The organism is Streptomyces mashuensis, assembly GCF_014654785.1.
Lineage (GTDB): Bacteria > Actinomycetota > Actinomycetes > Streptomycetales > Streptomycetaceae > Streptomyces > Streptomyces mashuensis.
On the sequence record NZ_BNBD01000002.1, the window covers coordinates 314,845 to 334,157 of the forward strand.

Here is a 19,313-nt window from a genome sequence, read left to right on the forward strand (position 1 = left end):
CTCGACCACCGCATCCGGAGGAAGGACACCATGGGTCTGTATCGCCAGGACGGCACCCGCATCACGAAGGCAGCGTTCCCCGCGGCCGCGCTCGACGATCCGCCTGTTCGGATCACCGAAGACGTCTACGTTTCCGAGCCGTACGGGCGCGGGGACGGGCAGCCCGAGGGCTCCAAGCGCTTCCTGCTGTACCCGGCCGGGACGATCGTCGCGCGCTCCGCCGTTGGCCGCCTGTTCACCTCGGCATCGATTGACAGCATCAGCCCCGCCAAGGGCCCAGCTGCGGGCGGCACCACCATCACGATCAAGGGCGCCGACCTCGACGGCGTCTCCGCAGTGACCCTCGGCGGCGCCGCCGGCACGGATCTTCACATCCGCTCGGCCACCGAACTGACCGTGAGGACGCCGCCCGGCGCGGCCGGAGCAGTGCCCGTGGAACTCGCCGACGACAGCGGTGCCGTCTCCAAGGCCGAGGGCTTCACCTACGAGACCACGGCCGGAAGCTGACGGAGCCACAGGGGTCCCGTATCAAGCGGGGCCCCTTCTCGGCTCCCCGCACCGCGCGACACAAACCAAGTCCCCTGTGCAGGGTGCGCGCGTTCGGACTGACACCGCTTGAGGAGCCACCCATGACCACCACCGCCCGCACCCGCAAGACCGCCAAGACGGCTCCCGAGGAGGCTCCTGCCCAGGCAGCCACCCCCGAGACTGACTCGGCCCCCGCCGTGCCGGACGTCGCTCCGCTCGAGCCGCCGCACGTCGACGAGGCCCCAGAGCCCCCGGCGCCGAGCCCGTACGTCACCCCGACCGAGGTCATCCCCGACGAGGAGAACCTGTCGGACGTCATCCTCGACGACGCCACCGGCCAGCCGCCCGTGAACCCCGACGCTGTATTCGTGCCGCTCACCCCGTTCGGCTCGACCCTCCAGTGCACCGTGCGTCTGGTCGAACGCACCTTCCTCGGACCGCACCACAACCCCGTCACCCGACTCCTCCAGCCCAAGGGCGCCGTCGTCTCCGAGGGCATCGCCGCCCGCATCCGCGAACGCCTCGACGCGCAGGCCGCGCGCACCGGCAGCGACCAGTAAGGAGCGAGGGGTGTCGGTCTACGACTACACGCCCATGTGGGCCGGGGCGCACTACGACCCGGCCCCCGCCGGCGGTGAGGTGACCCGCCTCGACCTGTACACCACGCCCGAACGCAACGGACCCGTGGTCGCCTCGGCGGCCCCCGCCGTTCACCTCCGGGCCGGGGTATACCGCTTCGACGTGCTCACCGTTCCACCAGGCCGCTACTGGGGTGCGGTCACCTTCACCCCCAACTCGAGCGGGCAGTCCGTCCGGGATACGTCTGTACGCCTCGACCTCCCCTTGGGCCAGGGCCTGGTCGGGTCTCCCGAAGCCGTCGCGGATGCTCTCGGCGTCCCGCTGCCCCTCACCTCCCCGCAGCGCAGCAGGTACGAGGAGGAGATCCGCAACGCGCAGGCGGACGTCGCCGCGTACCTCAACCGGCCGTCCCTGGTGCCGCGCGCGACGACGTTGCGCGGCGTCACACCGCGCTGGACGGACGCGCTCGACGACATCGACGCCTGGCCGGTCCACCTCGACGACATCGCCGAAGTGGTCTCCTGCCGGCCCAACTCCGACGGCACGTACGACGTTGACCTCCTCGTCGGCCTGAACGGCGCCCAGGAGGAGTCGGTGGTGCGGTACGTGGTCGCACACGCCGCCGAGTCGATCCGGCAGCGCCAGGACCAGGGCGCAGGAGCGGGACGCCGGGTGTCCTCGGTGAGCGCCGAAGGACAGTCCATCTCCTACGACGCCGCGCCGGCCGCAGGGCAGGCTGGCGCCTTGCCCACGATCGACAGCCTCAGCAGGCTGCGACGCCTGGTGTTCGAGCCGCTGTCCCGGCCGCCGCGGGCGCCGTGGCCGTACTCGTCCAGCCGCCGGCGCTGGCGCTGATCAGAGGGAGGGGCTGAGTCGATGGCCGTCGTCCTCGCGAACCGGCAGCTGACCCTGTACGCGCTCAAGCACCCGTGGGCCAGAGACGCGAACGGCGTCCCGGTGCCGCCGGACCCGACCCAACGGTCCGAGCGGCGCGGGACCTGGCCCGGCTCCGCGCTGGAGCAGCCGGACGGCACATGGTCCCTGCGCCTGGACCCAGCCTCCTGGCCCGTGGAGCCCGGCGACATCGTCGGCGACGAGACCGGCATGTCGTGGACCGTTACCACCGCCCGCGACCACCGGGTGCCCGGTTGCCCGGCCGCCGACTACGTCCAGGTGACCGCCACCCGCAACCCGCCGGAAGTGCCGTGACATGGCGAAGTTCACCGTGAATCCCGCGCTGGAAACGCTGCTGGCGCGCATGATCGCCCCCCACGTCCAGCGCATCGCCCACCAGGTCGAAGTCGAAGCCAAGCGCCTCGCCCCGCCCACGAAGCGGTGGGTCACGATGGCCGACGACAAGGTCCGGCCCACCCATATCCAGGCGCAGGGCCAAGTCGTGCCCGGCAACCTGCGTTTCACGATCAACAGCATGGACTGGGACCGCAAACACAGGGGCGTGGGCTCGAACACGTACATGACCGAGCCCCGCGACCGCTCTTCCCGCGCCGTCGCGAACCTGAAGAACTGCCGGTGCGCAACGGCGATCGACCCCGACGGCATCGCCCGGAACATCAGCACCGGGCAGCCGGTCATCACGGGCAAGAAGGTCACCGTGACCGTCACCGCGCGCGCCCCGATGGTCGTCGAGGCCGAAGTGGGCACCGTCTACCCCGGCAACCTGATCGCCGACGGCACCCACTTCATGGCCCGCGCCGCAGCGACCGTGGCGGCGCGACGCTGAGACCGTCAGAGAGAAGGTGACCTTGTAGTCGTTCCCTGTCGCGGGAGCCCGCGACGCAAGCACCTTCCGCCGCTCACAGTGCACGGCATGACTACGAAGAACCTCACCAAGACCGCCGCGCCGGAGGCCCCGGCCGACGAGGTCAACACCGTCCACGTCACCTCCGCCTTCGGCGCGGGGATGGAGACCATCACCCTGTCGCACCACCTCAATATCGAGGGCACCAGCTACCTGCCGGGCGCCAAGATCCGCGTGCCCTCCGACTACGCCCGCCGCCTGCGTCGGCAGGGCTACGTCTCCCGTACCTGATGGCTGCGACGTACGAACTCGCTCACGCCGACCCGGTCTCGGCACTTATTACCTGGCTGCAAAAGCACCCGCGTGTGGCCGAGGCCCTGGGCGGCCCCGGCCGCGTGTCCGGGATCTCCGAGGCGCCGTGGCCGCATCTGCGTGTCACCCACGGGCCCGGCGGGGACATGCGCACGCTGACGTGGGCGACGGAGCCCGAGGTGACCCTGGAGGTATACGGCGACCCCGGCGGCTGGCCGGGGCAGGCCGAACTGCGGCGGATCATCCTCGTCTGCGCGGCCGCCGCCGCCGAACTGCCCGACAGCCCGCACGCGCCCGGCCAGCCCGTCATCAGCGGTGTTCGGCCCTCCGGCACACTCCTGTGGTCCCCGCTTGTCGACGGGCAGCCGCGATGGCTCTTCGGCCTGCTGGTCACCCTGCACCCGTAGGCGAGGGCCCGGCCGTGGACACCTACGACGAGAGGGTGCGCCTGCACCTCGTGCCCCTGCGGCAGAAGCAGGCGAAGGAGTTCGTCGCCGAGTGGCACCGGCATCACCGGCCACCACCCGGCGCGGTGTTCACTGTCGGGGCTGCTGATCAGCACGGCGTCCTACGGGCCGTCGCGATCGTCGGCCGCCCCGTCGCCCGCCACCTCGACGATGGCGAAACCCTGGAGGTGACCCGCACGGCGACGGACGGCGTCCGCAACGCCAACAGCATGCTCTACGGAGCCTGCTGGCGCGCGGCACAGGCTCTCGGTTACTCCCGTCTGATCACGTACAGCCAGGATGGAGAGTCCGGAGCGAGTCTTCGAGGTGCCGGGTGGCGGATCATCGCGCAGCGACCGCCCCGCGGGGGCTGGCACTGCGCGAGCCGCCCTCGCACGCGCACAGGAACCGAGTATGTCGCTCGGACCCTGTGGGAGGCCCCATAGCTTCAGCCAAAGCGGCTAATTCACGCCGAGCTGGTTCAGCCCCCTCAAAGCCTCCTCTATCTCCTCCAACTGCCCCGCTGTGCTCTGCCGCACCTGTGCACTCCGGTCTCCGTCAGCGATCAGCCGGAGCTTCAAGGTCATCAGCGCACCGGTCAGCAGCTTGCCGTGGTTCTGCACGAAGTCTTCCGCAGTAGTGGCCATGATCGGAGCATACGGACGGCTCGACCCGCACGCGGACGATCTTGCCAATTGGAGCTGCTCAGCCAGCACGCGACGTTAGCCCCCTGCTCTCCCCAAGGTTCCGGGGCCCGATCACCGGACCCCCAGGGAGCAGCACGTCATGGCAGGCGAGACCGCCAACAACAACGAAATCGTCATCCCCTCGCTCACCCGCGTGTGGCTCGCTGTAGTCGGCACGGCCGCGCCGGCCGACGCCACCGTCGCGATGCCCGCGGGCTGGCGCGCCGTCGGCCTCACCACCGAGGACAGTTTGAAGTTCAACAACGAACCGAACTTCGAAACTGTCCGCAGCGCCCAGTCCTCGTACCCGACCCGAACCTTCCAGACCCAGGACGCGTCGACCATCGAGGTCGATCTCCAGCAGTGGTCCGGCGAGAACTTCCGGGCCGTGTACGGCGGTGGCCAGATCGACACAGTCACAGCCGCCGACAACAAGAAGCACTACAAGTTCACGCCTCCAAGGATCGGCTCGCGAACCGAGATCGCCGCGTGCATCGAGGTGATCGACGGCGGCAAGAACTACCGCTACATGGTCCCGCGCTCCATGCAGATGGAGGGCGTGAACACCGAACTCGCCAAGACGAAGGAAGCGGTCCTGCCCCTCCGCCTGGCCGTTCAGGGCGGCGATGACTCCGACGCCTGGTACGTCATCACCAACGATCCGAGCTTCGCGCCCGCCCCGGCCGCACCCCCGGCGGCTGCCTGACCTCTCGCCGCGGCAGCGCGCGACGCAAGCCCCACCGGCTTGCCAGTGTCCGCGCGCTGCCGCACCCCGCGACTCAGCCCGCACACACGAGAGGCCAGCACTTCATGTCCTTCGTCATCGACCTCGACGCCGCCGAGCGCCGCGAGGTCCGCTACCCCCACGGCATACCGGTCAAGTTCCGCGAGGAGCAGTTCATCTACCCGGCCGAACTGCCGGCCAAGACGCTCGACCCACTGCTCTCCGACGACCTCGACCTCGTCGGCCTCCTGCGCGACGTCGTCGAAGCCAGCGAGAACCCGACCGCGTCCGTCGTCATCGACCTCATCTTCAAGCGCCCTCACCTGCCGCGCCGGTTCGTCGAGGCGATCTACGAGGTTCACCGCATCCTCCTGGGCAAGGAGGAGTACAAGCGGTTCGAGGAACTGGGCCCCTCCCTCCCCACGTACGTCCGCCTCACCATGGGCCTCGTCAAGGTCTACGGCGTTGACCTGGGAAAGTCCTTCGGACTGGTCGGCTCCTCCGAGAGCGCTGGGGAGACGTCGAGTCCGACCTCAGCCGATTCCACGGGCTCGACGCCCGAGGCATCTGGCGACAGCCCGGAGAGCCCGGCTTCCTCGGACTGAGGCGTCTGATCGTCCTGATCGACGGCCTCCCCGAGGACTCCCGCGTCCAGTCCGCCCAGATCAACGGGTGGACCAAGGAGACAGAGCTCCTGGCGCAGCTGATCGAAGAGGTCAGCATCCTGGCCGCCGACCGGCGACGTGACGAACCAACGTCCATCCCTCGCCCGTTCAACCCCGCCGACGCCGCCCCCCGGCGGTCCGGCGCGCAGCCGCAGCCCGCCCCCAAGTTCACGGGGCACCAGCAGATGCTCGCGGCCGCGATGCAGAGAGGAATGGTCCGCAGTGGCTGAGGGCCTTCAGGCTGGCCGTCTTGACGTGCCGGTCGTCGCCGACCTCGCCGGGTTCGCACGCGAACTGCGCACGAAGGTCGAGGCGGCCGCCGAGGGCCTGGCCGTCAAGGTCAAAGTCAAGGTCGACTCCAAGGGCCTGCGCAAGAAGCTCGAAACCGCCGTCAAGGAGGCATCGAAGGGCGTCAGCGCCAAGGTCAAGATCAAGGTCGACGACCAGCGGCTCCGTGCCGAGCTGGACAACATCGCGCGGCGCCTCGCCAGTACGGACGTCCGCGTCCCGGTCCGGCCCGACGGTGACTCCGACGGCAATAGCCGCGGGGGTCTGCTCTCCGGCATCCGCGACCTGATCCGCGGCGCGCAGGGGGAGGCCGACCGCACCCCGGTCAACGTGCCGGTGCGGATGCAGATGCCGCATGGCCGCAGGTCGATGCGGATGCTCGGCATCGGCTCCCTGCTCGCCGTGGCACAACCTGCCGTCGCGGCGCTCACCCAGTACGGCGCAGGGCTGACCGCGCTCGTCTCCGCCGCCGCGCCCGCCGTCGGCGTCCTTGGCGCGATACCCGGTCTGATCGTCGCGGCCGGCACCGCCGCGATCGGCACGAAGGTGGCTTTCGGCGGGTTCGGCGAGGCACTGAAGCAGACGCTCAAGGCGCAGCAGCAGGCCGCCTCCGGCGCCCAGCAGACCAAGGCCCAGCAGCTGGCCCTTGCCCAGTCCCTCGACGGGCTCTCGGCCTCGGCCCGCAAGACCGTGACGACGGTCGCGAGCCTGAGCGGCGCATGGCGCAAGATGCGCCAGTCCGTGCAGGAACGTTTCTTCTCGCAGGTCGAGGGCGAGATCAAGCCGCTGTCCTCCGCGACGCTGCCCCTACTGGAGGACTCGCTTGGCGGCGTCGCAGGCCAGATGGGCAACCTGGCCAAGCGCGGGGCACAGTTCATGCAGTCCGGCCCGTTCCGCCGGGACTTCAAGAAGATCGCATCCACCAACAGCACCGCCATCGGGCACATGACCGATGGTCTCGCGAACCTCGGCCACGCGAGTCTCGATTTCCTGGTGGCCTCCGGCCCTTTCGTCGAGCGAGTCAGCGGCGGCGTCGAACGTTTCACGCAGTGGTCGCGCGCCTCCATCCAGGCCGGACGAGAGACCGGCTCTTTGGCTAAGTTCCTTGATCACGCCGGGGACAAGGCCGCCCAGTTCGGCCGTTCCACGTGGGATCTGGTCAAGGGCCTCGGTGGTGTAGGTAGGGCCGCGCAGGACAGCGGCAACGCCTTGCTCGACGGGTTCGAGGGCACCATGATCCGCTTCAAGCGGTGGGCGAACTCGGCCAAGGGCCAGACGTCGATGAAGGAGCTCTTCGCCGACGCCGCCCCGACGTTCACCGAGTTGAACCGCCTCGTCGGCGACTTTTTTCGTGGCCTGGGCCGGGCCGCGAAGGACAACAGTGTCACCGATCTGATCCGGCAGATCAGGACGGAGCTGATGCCCGCCCTGGGGACCTTCTTCAACTCGATCGGCCACTCGATCGGTCCCGCGCTGATCAGCCTGGTCTCCAACCTGGCCACCGCAATCGGAAACCTCTCCGCCGCCGGCAGCGGCCTCGGGGTTCTCCTGGCCGCCTTCAACGGCTTGCTGCACGTCTTCAACGCGCTGATGAGCGCGGTCCCCGGAGCGAACACCGCGCTGGCCGCCCTCCTCGGCACCATGCTCGCCCTCAAGGTGATCAGCGGAGTCACGAGCATGCTGCGCGGCTTCGGCACGTCGATCATGGCCGCAGGTCAGTCCATGAACACCACGGTGGGCGTCCTGCGCAACGGCACTGCCGTTGCCGGACAGCAGGTCTCCATCTGGAACCAGATGCGCACCGCCTATCGCGGGGCAGCCGCCGACGGCGGTCGACTGTCCGGAACCCTGCGCGGCATCGGAGCCGCGAACCGGGTGGCGTCAAGCGCCGTGGGCGGCATGGTGTCCGCGCTCGGCGGCCCCCTCGGCATCGCCATCGCCGGCGTCACGATCGGGCTCGGCCTGCTCGCCGCGAAACAGGAGGCCGCAGCCCGCGCAGCTGCCGCGCACGAGGAACGCATCAACTCCCTGGCCCAGGCCCTCGCCGACTCGAACGGGCAGATCGACGCGAACGTCAGGGCCCAGGCGGCGCAGTACCTCCAGGACGTCAAGCTCTCCAGCGGCAAGGGCAAGCTCGTCGACGTCCTCCGCAGTGCGGACGTCACCCTCAAGCAGGTCACGGATGCCTACCTCGACCAAGGGGGCTCCATCGAGGGGCTGGAAAAGAAGCTGCGCGGCCTCGCGAAGGAGACCGAGCACTACGTCTCGATGGGACCCAAGGCCGACGTCCTGAAAATGACGCCCCAGGGCGAGAAGTACAAGGCCGCCGCCGACGCCCTGAGGGACATGAGCGGTGAACTGGACAAGTCGAAGTCCAGAGCGAAGGAGCTGAACGAAGCAGTCAACGGATCGGCCAGCACCGGCACCTCCGCGTACAGCCGACTCCAGGCCGCCGTGCAGGGATTCAGCGACAAGACCAAGAGCGCGGACGAGCGGGTGGACGCCCTGCGCCGAGCCCTCAACGCCCTCAACGGCAACCAGCAGTCGTTCCACGACGCAACAGCCCAGCTCAACAGCGTGATGTTGCAGATCGACGACACGATGAAGGGCAACATCGACCGGGCCCAGGGCTGGGGCCAGGCCCTCGTCGACAACGACGGACTGGTGAACACCTCGACCCGCAACGGCCAGAGCCTCAACAGCCAGCTCACCGAACTGCGCGACGCGATGCTCGGAGTCGCCACCCGTGCCCAGGAAGCCTCCGAGCAGGGTCTGATGCCCATGTCCGAGGCCATGAACAAGGGCCAAGAGGCCATGGAACGGGCCCGCGCGAAGGCGATCCAGCTCGCCATGGACATGGGCATTCCCGAACAGCAGGCCAAGGCGCTCGCGGACCAGATGGGGTTCATCCCGGAAACCGTCACCACGCTGATGACCACCCAGGGCATCCCGCAGGCCACCGCCGAAGTCCTCGGACTTCGCGGTCAACTCGAGGGCCTCGGCGCCGGCAAGTCGATCACCGTGACCGCGCCCACGGCGGAGGCACGGGCGCAGCTGCAAGCGCTCGGCTTCCAGGTGCAGGTGCTGCCGGGCGGCAAGCAGGTGACGATCACCGCGCCGACCGATGGCGCGCGCCTGAGCGTCGCCGCCCTGGCCCAGGACATTGCCAACGCCCCGAACCGGAAGGACGTGACGGTCAACGCGATCGTCCAGCAGGCGACCGGCGACCTCACGTCGATCCGCAACCAGGTGGCGGGCCTGCCCCCGGGCAAGACCTTGAAGATGGAGGCGCCGACCGCGACGGCGCAGCAGGCGATCAGGGATCTCGGCTACAAGGTCAAGGAACTCAAGGGCAAGCAGATCGAGATCACGGCGCCGAACTCGACGCCGCTCCAGCAGGTCCAGGCGATCCAGAACAAGATCAACGGCCTGACCGGCAAGACGGTCACCGTCACCGTCGAGTACACGACATCGGGAAAGCCCTACGTCTCCGAGCACGCGAACGGCGGAATCCTGCGGTTCGCCAACGGCGGCATCCGCCGCGCCACCAGCCGCATCCAGGCGTTCGCCGCCGGGACCGAGCGGCACGTCGCACAGATCGCACGGCCTGGCGAGTGGCGCCTGTGGGCCGAACCGGAGACCGGCGGTGAAGCCTACATCCCCCTCAGCTCCGCCAAACGGACCCGGTCCAAGCAGATCGTCGAAGAGGTCGTGCGGCAGTTCGGCGGTGTCGTCACGTGGGCGAACGGAGCCCTTCGCCAGTACGCCGGCGGCGCGGTCGCCATCAACCGCGGCACCCGCACCGCCGCGCCGCGGGCTTCCGTCCCGCAGGCGGCCAGCCCCGCCCTCATCGGCGGGGACCTCAACCTCACAATGACCGGCCGCCCCATGAACCCAGGAGAGGCCCTGAACGACGCGATGTTCGAGCTGCGCCGCATACGGATGGGAGGCGCACATGTCGCTGGCTGAGGGCGAGTGGAAGCTGTCGTACAGCTCCAATGGGGTCCACCCCGGCGCCGCATTCACGTTCGGCACTATCCGAACCGGCTACTACCTGACCGACGCTTTCGAGATCACGTACGGCGACATCGACACCGGGGACACCCCCATGCCGCGCGCCGACGGCGTCCGCTTCGGCCAGGACTGGAAGTCCGCCGCCACGATCACGTTCGAGGTCGGCGTCGATGCGGTCGACGACGCCCCCACGCAGCACGGTCGTCACGGGGCGAACCTCGACCGGCTGTCAGTGATGGGCCAGGTGTGGGATGCCGAGGCATTGCGCCTGCGGTTCGCCACGCCGGCGGTGCTGTCCACCGTGCAGGGCGGCCGCGCTCGCCGCTTCTACGGCCGTCCTCGCAAGTGGGCGCCCGCCGCGTCGAAGCTGACACGGCAGGGTTACACGCCGGTGGCGTGCACCTTCGTATGCCAGGACGACACCGCGTACGACGAGGTCGAGCAGGTCGCCCGCATCGACATCCAGCCTCCGCCGCACCCCGGCCTCGTGGGCCCGCTGACCACGCCGCTGACGATGACCGGCCGGAGCAAGGGGGTGGTGCAGGGTGACCGGATCGTCGGCGGCACCAAGCCCACCTGGCCCGTCATCACGATCTACGGGCCCATCACCCAACCCGCCTGCGAAGTCGTCGACTGGTGGAAGGTGAACCTCGACCTGACGCTCGACGTGGGCGAGCACGTGGTCATCGACCCACGGCCGTGGGCGCGGACGGTATTGCGCAACGGCAACGCGAGCGTGGCCGGGCTGCTGTACCGCGGCTCGCCCCGCCTGGAGGACCTGCGGCTGCCCGTGGGCCGGCAGGACTTCGTGCTGCGCGGGACCGACGCAACCGGAACCGCATACATGACGGTGGCCTGGCGCGACGCCTACTCACACCTGTAGCCGGACCAAGATCATTCTTGCCCAATTGTGCAAGCCGCCCGCGCCCGCAGCTCAGGGCGCGACGTTATGGCCGCGCGCCCCCGACAGTCCCTCCGCTCGATGCGCACAACAGAGGGAGTAGCGATGACGTGGGACGGCGTCCCGTGGTTCACCGAAGGCGGAGCGGAGCACTCCTCGGAGGTGGCGAGGCTCCTGGCCTACGCGGCCTTCGGCGGCGCCGAGGGCATAGTCGGCTCCGGTGACCTCCAGGTCAGGGCACTGTCCACGCCGGCGGCCGCCGTGCAGGTCCTGCCCGGGGCGTGCGCAGTCACGAACCGGGCGCCCGGCTCGGCCTACCAGTCGTATGCGGCCCGCCTGCCCGTCGCCGAACAGGTCCCCATCGCCGCCACCGGCGTCGCGGCCCGCTCCGACCTGATCGTGGCGCGGGTGGAGAACCCCTACTCCTACGGGGAGACCTGGCCCAACCCGTCGGACCCGAAGGTCGGCCCGTACGTCTTCACCAGGGTCATCAGCGGCGTACCGAAGACGACGACGAGCGCCCGGCAGATCCGCTCCGGAGACTCCGCCATACCCCTCGCGCGCATCGACATCCCGCCGAACACCTCCACGATCACCCAGGCCATGATCACGGACCTGCGCGAAATGGTGAGCCCCCGCCGGGACCGGCGCCTGTACACCACCTTCCCCGACGACCTGAGCACGCTCGGCTACTCCGACAACCAGTGGCACAACTGGCCAGGAATGGCTCGGTGGAACATCGCCGTTCCGCCGTGGGCCAGCCAGGTCAAGATCATTACCACGCTGGCCGGCTTCCGGATGACCAACGCCAACGTCTACGCCTCAATGCAGCACAGCTTCGGAGGCATCCTCGGCCAGGACACCGATATCAACGACGACCAGGGCAGAATGATCCGCCGCTGCACCGTCGTGATCGCCGACTCCTTCGGCATCCCCGCCTCCATGCGCGGCACAGTGCAGCCCCTCTTCCTCCAGACGTACATGCACCGCAGCGAAACGGGCGACGTCTCCGTGGACGGCTCGACGTCGATCATCTGCGACATCGACTTCACCGAAGCCCCGACCGCGGAGGAACGCTGATGCCCAGCGGCTGGCGCTTCATCGCCCAGCGCGCGCTGCCCGAGACGATCCTCGACTGGGAGGTCCCCTTCACGCTGTCCTCCAACCCCAAGCGCACCCTCAGCGGTCCCGGCTCGATGGCCGGCACCATCGATCCCGAATACGCGCGGATGATCGGCGCGGATGGCAAGCCGATGATCCGGGAGTGGGACACGAAGGTTTACCTGGAAATCGACGGCGTGATCCGCTGGGGCGGCCTGGTCACCAAGACCACGTTCGACGGGCCGAAGGCCAGCATCAGCTGCGAGGGCCTCAGCAGCTACGCCCAGGGCATCCCGTACGAGGACTACATGGTCTCAGGAGCCCTCATCACGCCGCCGGACCCCTACGCCGGGAAGGACAAAAATTACGACGGGTGGATCGACGGCGAGAAGGGCAAGCAGCGAGTGCCGCCACCGCCGAAGCCCTACGGAGGCCCGCGCATCGACGCATTCGACGCCTTCCGCAACATCTGGTCCCACATCCAGAGTCGGCCATACGGCGACATCGGCCTGAAGATCGACACCCACCGGCTCGGCGAGCTCCTCGGCGCGGAGGACGGCTCCAGCCCCTGGGAGCTGGCCTGGTGGGACAACCCCGACTGCGGACAGTCGCTCGACACACTCGCCCGCACCACGCCCTTCGACTGGATCGAGACACACGCCTGGGCCAGCGGCGGCAACGCGATCGAGCACCGCATCCGGCTCGGCAACCCCCGGCTCGGCCGGAAGCGGAGCGACCTCAGATTCGCCGACGGCGAGAACATCATCGCCATCGCCAAGCCCGAGGGCATGGGCGACGACTACGCCAACGAAATCGTGGTCCTGGGCAAGGGCGAAGGCCGCAAGATGAACCGCGCCCAGGTGCACCGCTACGACGGACGGCTGCGCCGCGTCGCCACCGTCACCGACAAGACGCTCGCCACGGACACCGCGCTGCGCACCCGCGGCGAACAGGAACTCGCTGGCCGCACACAGGCCCTGCAGATCCCCGCCATCCAGATCGTCGACCACCCGAATGCACCCCTGGGCGCCTGGCAGCTCGGCGACGACATACGCGTCCAGGTCAACGTCCCATGGATCGGCGACGTCGACGTGTGGCACCGGATCGTCGCCGACGAGATCAGCGCCGACGGAGCCGTGGTCCTCACGCTGAAGCGCTCCGACGCCTTCCACTACTGACTACAGCGCGCGACACAAACCACCGCGGCCACACAGCATCCCAGCCATGGTCAACTTCCTGGACACGCAGTCCGACGCCCGGCGCTTCGCGGCGCTGCTGGCCGACTACGACCGCCGCCTCCAGGCCCTCGAACGCTCCACGCAGGCCGCCCACACCAGCATCGAGGGCGGCACCATGGACATCTACGACACCAAGGGCACCCTCAAGGGATCGGTCGGCGTCCAGCCGGACGGCGGCGTCGCCCTCGTCCCCGTCAACACCAGCCCGCCGCCGACACCCACACCGCCGACCGTCCAGCCGGTGCTCGCCGGCCTCCTCGTCGGCTGGGACGGGCAGTGGGACGACTCCTACCGAACGCCCACGGACTTCTCGCTCATCCAGGTCCACGTCGGCCCGGCCCCGGACTTCACGCCGACCGTCAACACACAGGTCGCCACGATCACCGCTCCGCTCGGCGGTACGGCCACCATCGCCATCGAGGGCTACGCCCCGGTGTGGGTCCGCCTCGTCGGGCAGAACACCGCGGCCGTCGTCGGCCGGTCGTCCACCGCCGTCCAGGGGCTACCCCGGCAAGCCGTCCCCCAGGACCTGGTCGACGGCATCGTCACCGAGGTCAAGCTCGCCCAGAACGCCGTCACCCAGGCAAAGATCGCGCTAGGAGCAGTCGGCTCCGCTGCACTCGCGACCGGAGCGGTCCTCGAGGACAAGCTGGCCAAGGCCGCGGTCACCGTCGGCAAGATTGCCGACGGCGCCGTCACCCTCAACGCCCTGGGCGGAGCGCTCTCGGACTCCGCCGCCCAGCGCTACGTCGACGCGATGGGCGACCCCGCGACGTGGCAGCCCCTCTCCAAGGGCACTGGGGCCGTCTGGAGTCACCTCACCAGCGTCACCAGCGCCCCGACCGGCCAGGCCGTGGGCCAGGCCCAGGGGTTCGTCCAGCTCCGCGGCACCACCCTCACCCCCTACGAGCCCGGCACCCTCTACCGCATCAGCGCCCGCATCCGGCTCACCGCTCCCACCGGAGGATCGGACTCGTTCTACGTCGGCGTCCTCGGTATCGGCGCGGACAAGGTGACGCTGGTCAACCGCAACGGCGCCAACAGCCCGAACGCCCACTACTACGCGGCCGCATCCAGCACCCCGATCACCACCACCGACGGCTGGGTGACCGTTGTCGGGTACCTGAAGGACCGGGCAGCGGCGGGCGCAAACGGCTCGGCCGGACCGAACAACGACCCCCGCTCGGCGGGCCTGGTACACGCCGACGTGCGCTTCATTGCCCCATACCTGTGGCTGAACTACAACGGCCTGGACGGCAACCCGTTGACCAGCGTCATGCAGGTCGACATGGTCACGATCGAGGCCCTGAAGACCGGCCTCGTCGACTCCACGAATCTCGTCGCCGGCAGCGTCATCACCGCAGCGCTCGCCACCGACGCGGTGACCGCTGGCAAGGTCGCCGCCGACGCGATCAGCGCGCGCGAGCTGCAGGCCGGTTCCGTGACCGCCGCGGAGCTCACCGCGGGCGCCGTTACCGCCAACGCGGTCGCCGCCGGGGCGATCACTGCGGAGAAGATCCTCGCCGGTGCCGTCACCACCGACAAGCTCGTCGCCCTCGCCGTCACCGCGGAGAAGATCGCTTCCCTCGCGGTGACCGCGGACAAGCTCGACGCCCTGGCGGTGACCGCCGACAAGCTGGCCGCCAACTCGGTTACCGCCACCAAGATCGAAGCGGGGGCGGTCACCGCGAGCCACATCAAGGCCGGCGCGATATCCGCCGACAAGCTGTCGCTCGGCACCGACGGCAACCTGATTGCCGATCCGTCCTTCGAAGGCGCCGTCACCGACCAACGCCTCCTCGACCAGACGTCGTGGACGACCGTCACCCCCGGCAACAACACCCCCCGAGCCATCCAGGTCAACGCCGCCGCAGCGACGGCCACCACCCGCACGCACACCCTCGCGGTGGCCCCCGCAGTGCCTGGTCAGAAGATGTTCCTGGCCACGGACTACCTCGCCTCCAGCGACTGGGCCGGGACACGGGTGAGCATCTCCGCCCGGTGGGAAGACGCAGCAGGCACTGCACTCGGGGTCAGCACCGTCACCACCGGCGACGGCAAGGTAATCCGCGGCTCCTGGCAGCGCATCCAGGGCGTAGCACCCGATGCGGCCCCGGCCAACACTGTCCGAGTCCGCATCATGCTGTCCACCGTCGACTCGACGGCCGGCACCGTGGCCTACGACAACGCCGAGGCCCGCCCTGTCCTCTCTTCCGGCCCCGCCGGCGGCCGCGCCGAGCTCTCCCCGCTCGGCCTGCTCCTCTACGACGGCGACGGCCAAGAGACAGTATCCCTGGTCACCGGACGCCCCAACTATGTGACCCTACGAGCCGACGGGGTGCCGGTCGCCACCATCGACCAGCACGGAAACGGGGGCTTCCAGGACTTGTCCGTCGCTGGCCACCTGACCGTCGGCGGCGACCCCATCACCTCGCTGCTCGATGCTGCTCCCCGCGGCATCGTCGCCCTGGCGGTGATGTACACCGCTGTCACGACAAGCGGCAGCGAACTGGGGTACGTCGAACTCGCCTTCACCGCCGACCCCACGCGCATGTACCGCGTCGTCCTGGACGTCTACGCCGACGCGAGCGCGCCGGGAGGGGAACTGCAGCTCTTCCTCCGCGACGGCGGAACGAGCACCCCACGCATCTCCTCGCCCCAGATCCAGTCGGCGATCCACCAGCTCACGACATCCGACTGGATGCGCGTGCGACTGGAGACCGTCCGCTCTGGAGCCGACTTCGGCGCCGGGCAGCACAGGCTGCTGACGACCTTCGTCAACATGTACGGGCCGAGCGGACAGTCGGTGTCCCTCAAGAGTGGCGACGTCTACCCCGGCCTCATGTACGTCGAGGACGTCGGGCCCGCGGTGCCGGTGACCGGCGTGTACAACACCGGCGGAGGGACGAGCGCACCCCCGCAACAGAAGTACGTCCGCACCTACGACGCCTCGTGGTCCGGGAGCTACGCCAACCGCAACGCGTACAACTCGTACTACGGAAGCAAGGCGATCCAGGGCTACTACTCGTCGACCAACGGCATGCAGGCCGCGCTGATCGGCTTCCCCTCGAGCGTGGCCTCCGACCTGAGCGGCGCCAAGCTGATCAAGGCCGAGGCGTACGTCTACTTCGAGCATTGGTACGACAATGCCGGCGGCAGGGCGGTCCTCAAGACACACAGCCACGGCTCCCGCCCCGGCACCTTCTCCTGCGACTCGAAATCGCTCACCGTCAGCTTTGCCCGCAACGAAGGCAAATGGATCGACATCACCAGCATCTTCGATCCCGGATGGTTCCGCGGCATCGCGCTGGACCCGAACAACTCGTCCTCGGCCTACTACGGCATCGCCCGGGGCTACGACGCCACCAACTTCCCCCAGCTCCGCCTCACCTACACCAAGTGATCACTGCGATGAAAGGAGCTCCACTCATGTCGGTGCTGTCCCTCCTCCACGAACACGAACTCCTGGCCAACCCGACCTTCAGCCAGAGGGTCCGCATGGCCTTCTCCCGCGTCGCCCGGGAGGTACTGGCCGAAGACCCGCAGACCCCCGGCCACCCGCTGCGGGTCTCCCTCGCCCGCACCGTCCTCACCCCCAACGACTTCACCAGCCCCGGCCTGACCCCTGTCATCGCCTCCGACCCCGTCGTCTCCGCCGCCGCAGCCGCCGGCCACATACCCGGCGAGCCGGACAGCGCCCAGGCTGCCGTCACCGACGAGCAGATCCTCACCGCCGTCCGTGACGCCTGGAACCTGACCGCCGGTGTCGCCCCGACGCCGTGACACCGGCAACGCTCCGCCAGCACGAGACACAAGAACTCGCAGGCGTGCACCGTACGGCCCGCGGGGAGCCGTGGGCCTTGGGGTCCCGGCTCCCGCGCACCTACCGACCGATCAACCAAGGGGCCGCCAGTGAAAGCGCTCGTCTCACTGGCGCCGATCCTTGCCCCACTATTCGGGATGGTCGGCGCCTTGGGGGGCGCGTGGTTGGTGTACCGGCAGACCAAGCGCAAGAACGACAGCGACTCGCACGTGGCCGCGATCAAGACAGTCACCGACGGGTTCACCAGCCTCCTTGAACAACAGCGCGCGGCCGCCAACCAGACCCAAGAGCGAATGGCGTCCCTGGAAGCGAAGTACAGCGACCTCGAGCGCCGCGTCGAGCACCTGCAGGAGGAGCAGCGGCAATGGCGCCGCTGGAAGGCGGCTGCGGTCGAATACATCCACGACCTACGCGATCTGATCCGCGACGCTCTCCATCGCCCCGTGCCCGAGCCGCCCGCTGAGATCGTCGCCGATATCGAGCAACGGGATCCCTCGTAACCCAGCACACGACACAAGCCCGCTGGTACCCGCACGCTCTGCCCTCCACGTCACCTCATCGGAAGGGCAGAACCCCTATGTCGACTCTCGACTCCATCACCACCGGCGCCCAGGTCGGTGCCCTCCTGCCGCTGCTCACCGCGATCGTCCAGCGCCCGGCCTGGTCGGCGGAGGTGAAGAAGGCGGTCGCCGTCGTCCTCGCCCTGGTCGCGGGCGTCGTCACCGTGGCGGCGTCCGGTGGCTGGGCACAGTTCCAGCACGGCACCCTTACCTTCGCTACCCTCACCGCCGTCCTTGCCGCCTCCCAGACCACGTACGACCTGCTGTGGAAGCCGAGCAAGGTCGCCCCGATGATCGAGACGGTTACCAGCCCGAAGCCCGCAGGACAGGCCGAGTAGCACCGCGTCCGGTAACCCGCCGGGACGCCGGCGGGTATCATCCGAATCAAGGTGGCCGCCTCGCCGCCGAACCCACTGCGTTGAGGGTTGCTGCTGGTGCCAGGGAGTTTGGGTCTTCCTTTTCCTCCTGGGTCTGGCCAGCAGACACACAGCCCGAGACCACTGCACGCGTGTAGAGCGTCCAGGGCCGGAGAGTGGTTGCTCCTGCGATGACCCGGCACACGGAGTGGGTTCGGTCGTGAGGCGGCCATCGCCTACTACATGCCGGCCGCCGCGTGCGGCACCACAGCTTGAGCAGCGACCAGGAGGAACCGCGGGGATGGCCGATGCGCAGCCGCCTGCTGAGAAGATCACGGCAGAGGTCGAGCGCCTGAAGGAGATGTCTCACCAGGCGTTCTTCGAGGCGTGGATCACGTACGTACAAGGCGGCACTGACGAGGCCACCACGCGCGAGGCACAGGCGGAGGCGTTCCGTTCCCAGGACCTGGCCAGCCGTACGCTCGCCGCAGCCGACCGCGCCGCCCGCGAGTTCAAGACGGTGGTCGCGCGCCGGGACGGCGAGTCCAAGCGGGATCACCAGGCCCGCATCCGTGACTTCCGGCAGCAGCTCCAGGACGCGCGGCAACCCGTCCTGGCCGCGGTGGAGGACCTGGCCGCAGACGAGGCCGAGTACCTGGCGCAACTCGACGACGAGGCGTTCGCCGAGGAGTGGTCGGCGTTCGTCCGAGAGGCCGCCGGCAGCTCGCGGTCCGGCCGCAACTACGTCCAGGGCCTGGCGTTCCGCTCGCCAGAGGTGGCTCCGCGGACGCAGGCTCTCGCTGTGCAGATGATGCGGAACCCGGAGGACTTCCTGCCAGAGCTGGAAGGCGAGTCCCGCAAGGCACACCAGGCACGCGTCACGCAGCTCCGCTCGCGGCTGGAGGCCGAGCTCCGCTTCCTCCAGTACACCCTGAACTACATGGCGGCGCGGTGGGGACGGATGCCGACCGCGCCGAACTACCGTCTCCAGGCGATGCGGCTCCTCGCCGAGAGGTACCCGGAGGAGTTCTCCCGGTTGCGCACCGCGGTGCGCAACGATGCGCGGCAGGCGCGCGAGGACGTACTACGACAGCGGCGCGCCGAGCGCCGACCGCAGGCGCGCTCTGCGAACTGACGACGCACTTGCGCCCCAGGGCGCGCCCGATCTGGGCGCGCCCTTCTTCATGCCCGCGCGCCCGCGCCGTCGCGACGCGCCCCTCCGGCCCGTAGCGCGTGACCTTCCGGGCCGGGCCACGCACGCGCCACCCGGCCCCAGCCGCAAGCGGACCAGGCGCGCCCCGACATGGCGCGCGAGGAGAATCCGCAGGTCAGC

General features: G+C 69.3%; 20 protein-coding genes. 19 read left to right on the forward strand and 1 reads right to left on the reverse strand.

Annotation, left to right across the window (positions count from 1 at the left end; genetic code table 11):
* Positions 1-30: 30 nt before the first annotated feature.
* The 8 genes from IE305_RS06580 (at position 31) to IE305_RS06615 (ending at position 4,070) form a co-directional block, all read left to right on the forward strand.
* Positions 31-507 (forward strand): IPT/TIG domain-containing protein, encoded by a 477-nt coding sequence (locus tag IE305_RS06580; protein ID WP_190128485.1) that lies wholly within the window; start codon positions 31-33, stop codon positions 505-507.
* A 122-nt stretch (positions 508-629) separates the two neighbouring features.
* Complete coding sequence (locus IE305_RS06585) at positions 630-1,088, forward strand: hypothetical protein (protein WP_190128486.1); 459 nt, start codon at positions 630-632, stop codon at positions 1,086-1,088.
* A 10-nt stretch (positions 1,089-1,098) separates the two neighbouring features.
* Entirely contained in the window at positions 1,099-1,962 is an 864-nt protein-coding gene (locus tag IE305_RS06590; protein WP_190128487.1) for a hypothetical protein, read from the forward strand.
* A 21-nt stretch (positions 1,963-1,983) separates the two neighbouring features.
* Positions 1,984-2,316 (forward strand): hypothetical protein, encoded by a 333-nt coding sequence (locus tag IE305_RS06595; protein WP_190128488.1) that lies wholly within the window; start codon positions 1,984-1,986, stop codon positions 2,314-2,316.
* Between the two features lies 1 nt (position 2,317).
* A complete protein-coding gene (locus IE305_RS06600; protein ID WP_190128489.1) occupies positions 2,318-2,848 on the forward strand; it encodes a hypothetical protein in 531 nt (176 codons plus the stop codon).
* Positions 2,849-2,935: 87 nt separating this feature from the next.
* Positions 2,936-3,157 (forward strand): hypothetical protein, encoded by a 222-nt coding sequence (locus IE305_RS06605; protein WP_190128490.1) that lies wholly within the window; start codon positions 2,936-2,938, stop codon positions 3,155-3,157.
* Complete coding sequence (locus IE305_RS06610; RefSeq protein ID WP_190128491.1) at positions 3,157-3,585, forward strand: hypothetical protein; 429 nt, start codon at positions 3,157-3,159, stop codon at positions 3,583-3,585. Before IE305_RS06605 ends, IE305_RS06610 begins: the two co-directional genes overlap by 1 nt.
* A gap of 14 nt (positions 3,586-3,599) precedes the next feature.
* Entirely contained in the window at positions 3,600-4,070 is a 471-nt protein-coding gene (locus tag IE305_RS06615; protein ID WP_229890663.1) for an XF1762 family protein, read from the forward strand.
* 15 nt (positions 4,071-4,085) lie between these two features.
* On the opposite strand, the gene IE305_RS06620 is transcribed toward IE305_RS06615, so the two are convergent.
* Positions 4,086-4,271 (reverse strand): hypothetical protein, encoded by a 186-nt coding sequence (locus IE305_RS06620; protein WP_190128492.1) that lies wholly within the window; start codon positions 4,269-4,271, stop codon positions 4,086-4,088.
* A 139-nt stretch (positions 4,272-4,410) separates the two neighbouring features.
* Here IE305_RS06620 and IE305_RS06625 point away from each other — a divergent pair, with 139 nt between their 5' ends.
* The 11 genes from IE305_RS06625 (at position 4,411) to IE305_RS06675 (ending at position 19,115) form a co-directional block, all read left to right on the forward strand.
* Positions 4,411-5,016, forward strand: a complete 606-nt coding sequence (locus IE305_RS06625; protein ID WP_190128493.1) for a phage tail tube protein — start codon at positions 4,411-4,413, stop codon at positions 5,014-5,016.
* Between the two features lie 104 nt (positions 5,017-5,120).
* Entirely contained in the window at positions 5,121-5,639 is a 519-nt protein-coding gene (locus tag IE305_RS06630) for a hypothetical protein (protein WP_190128494.1), read from the forward strand.
* A gap of 282 nt (positions 5,640-5,921) precedes the next feature.
* Entirely contained in the window at positions 5,922-9,956 is a 4,035-nt protein-coding gene (locus IE305_RS06635; RefSeq protein WP_190128495.1) for a coiled-coil domain-containing protein, read from the forward strand.
* Entirely contained in the window at positions 9,943-10,884 is a 942-nt protein-coding gene (locus IE305_RS06640) for a hypothetical protein (RefSeq protein ID WP_190128496.1), read from the forward strand. Before IE305_RS06635 ends, IE305_RS06640 begins: the two co-directional genes overlap by 14 nt.
* Before the next feature lie 123 nt (positions 10,885-11,007).
* Positions 11,008-11,982: a hypothetical protein gene (locus IE305_RS06645; protein WP_190128497.1), complete on the forward strand. Its 975-nt coding sequence runs from the start codon at positions 11,008-11,010 to the stop codon at positions 11,980-11,982.
* Positions 11,982-13,181 (forward strand): hypothetical protein, encoded by a 1,200-nt coding sequence (locus IE305_RS06650; RefSeq protein WP_190128498.1) that lies wholly within the window; start codon positions 11,982-11,984, stop codon positions 13,179-13,181. The genes IE305_RS06645 and IE305_RS06650 overlap by 1 nt, the downstream gene beginning before the upstream one ends.
* A 46-nt stretch (positions 13,182-13,227) precedes the next feature.
* The gene (locus IE305_RS06655; protein WP_190128499.1) at positions 13,228-16,644 is read left to right on the forward strand and encodes a hypothetical protein; all 3,417 of its coding nucleotides are present in this window, start codon (positions 13,228-13,230) and stop codon (positions 16,642-16,644) included.
* Positions 16,645-16,670: 26 nt separating this feature from the next.
* Positions 16,671-17,024 (forward strand): hypothetical protein, encoded by a 354-nt coding sequence (locus IE305_RS06660; protein ID WP_190128500.1) that lies wholly within the window; start codon positions 16,671-16,673, stop codon positions 17,022-17,024.
* A gap of 129 nt (positions 17,025-17,153) precedes the next feature.
* Positions 17,154-17,564, forward strand: coding sequence for a hypothetical protein (locus IE305_RS06665; RefSeq protein ID WP_190128501.1), 411 nt, complete (start codon positions 17,154-17,156; stop codon positions 17,562-17,564).
* Positions 17,565-17,641: 77 nt separating this feature from the next.
* Positions 17,642-17,962 (forward strand): hypothetical protein, encoded by a 321-nt coding sequence (locus tag IE305_RS06670; RefSeq protein WP_190128502.1) that lies wholly within the window; start codon positions 17,642-17,644, stop codon positions 17,960-17,962.
* Positions 17,963-18,281: 319 nt separating this feature from the next.
* Positions 18,282-19,115: a hypothetical protein gene (locus IE305_RS06675; RefSeq protein ID WP_190128503.1), complete on the forward strand. Its 834-nt coding sequence runs from the start codon at positions 18,282-18,284 to the stop codon at positions 19,113-19,115.
* Positions 19,116-19,313: the final 198 nt, after the last annotated feature.

Excerpts from the sequence above, each read along its gene's own strand:
- IE305_RS06630 (WP_190128494.1), top strand. The coding sequence starts at position 5,121 with ATGTCCTTCGTCATCGACCTCGACGCCGCCGAGCGCCGCGAGGTCCGC.
- IE305_RS06620 (WP_190128492.1), bottom strand. The coding sequence starts at position 4,271 with ATGGCCACTACTGCGGAAGACTTCGTGCAGAACCACGGCAAGCTGCTG.
- IE305_RS06645 (WP_190128497.1), top strand. The coding sequence starts at position 11,008 with ATGACGTGGGACGGCGTCCCGTGGTTCACCGAAGGCGGAGCGGAGCAC.
- IE305_RS06605 (WP_190128490.1), top strand. The coding sequence starts at position 2,936 with ATGACTACGAAGAACCTCACCAAGACCGCCGCGCCGGAGGCCCCGGCC.
- IE305_RS06675 (WP_190128503.1), top strand. The coding sequence starts at position 18,282 with ATGGCCGATGCGCAGCCGCCTGCTGAGAAGATCACGGCAGAGGTCGAG.
- IE305_RS06600 (WP_190128489.1), top strand. The coding sequence starts at position 2,318 with ATGGCGAAGTTCACCGTGAATCCCGCGCTGGAAACGCTGCTGGCGCGC.
- IE305_RS06660 (WP_190128500.1), top strand. The coding sequence starts at position 16,671 with ATGTCGGTGCTGTCCCTCCTCCACGAACACGAACTCCTGGCCAACCCG.
- IE305_RS06610 (WP_190128491.1), top strand. The coding sequence starts at position 3,157 with ATGGCTGCGACGTACGAACTCGCTCACGCCGACCCGGTCTCGGCACTT.
- IE305_RS06650 (WP_190128498.1), top strand. The coding sequence starts at position 11,982 with ATGCCCAGCGGCTGGCGCTTCATCGCCCAGCGCGCGCTGCCCGAGACG.
- IE305_RS06655 (WP_190128499.1), top strand. The coding sequence starts at position 13,228 with ATGGTCAACTTCCTGGACACGCAGTCCGACGCCCGGCGCTTCGCGGCG.
- IE305_RS06585 (WP_190128486.1), top strand. The coding sequence starts at position 630 with ATGACCACCACCGCCCGCACCCGCAAGACCGCCAAGACGGCTCCCGAG.
- IE305_RS06670 (WP_190128502.1), top strand. The coding sequence starts at position 17,642 with ATGTCGACTCTCGACTCCATCACCACCGGCGCCCAGGTCGGTGCCCTC.
- IE305_RS06580 (WP_190128485.1), top strand. The coding sequence starts at position 31 with ATGGGTCTGTATCGCCAGGACGGCACCCGCATCACGAAGGCAGCGTTC.
- IE305_RS06625 (WP_190128493.1), top strand. The coding sequence starts at position 4,411 with ATGGCAGGCGAGACCGCCAACAACAACGAAATCGTCATCCCCTCGCTC.
- IE305_RS06595 (WP_190128488.1), top strand. The coding sequence starts at position 1,984 with ATGGCCGTCGTCCTCGCGAACCGGCAGCTGACCCTGTACGCGCTCAAG.
- IE305_RS06640 (WP_190128496.1), top strand. The coding sequence starts at position 9,943 with ATGTCGCTGGCTGAGGGCGAGTGGAAGCTGTCGTACAGCTCCAATGGG.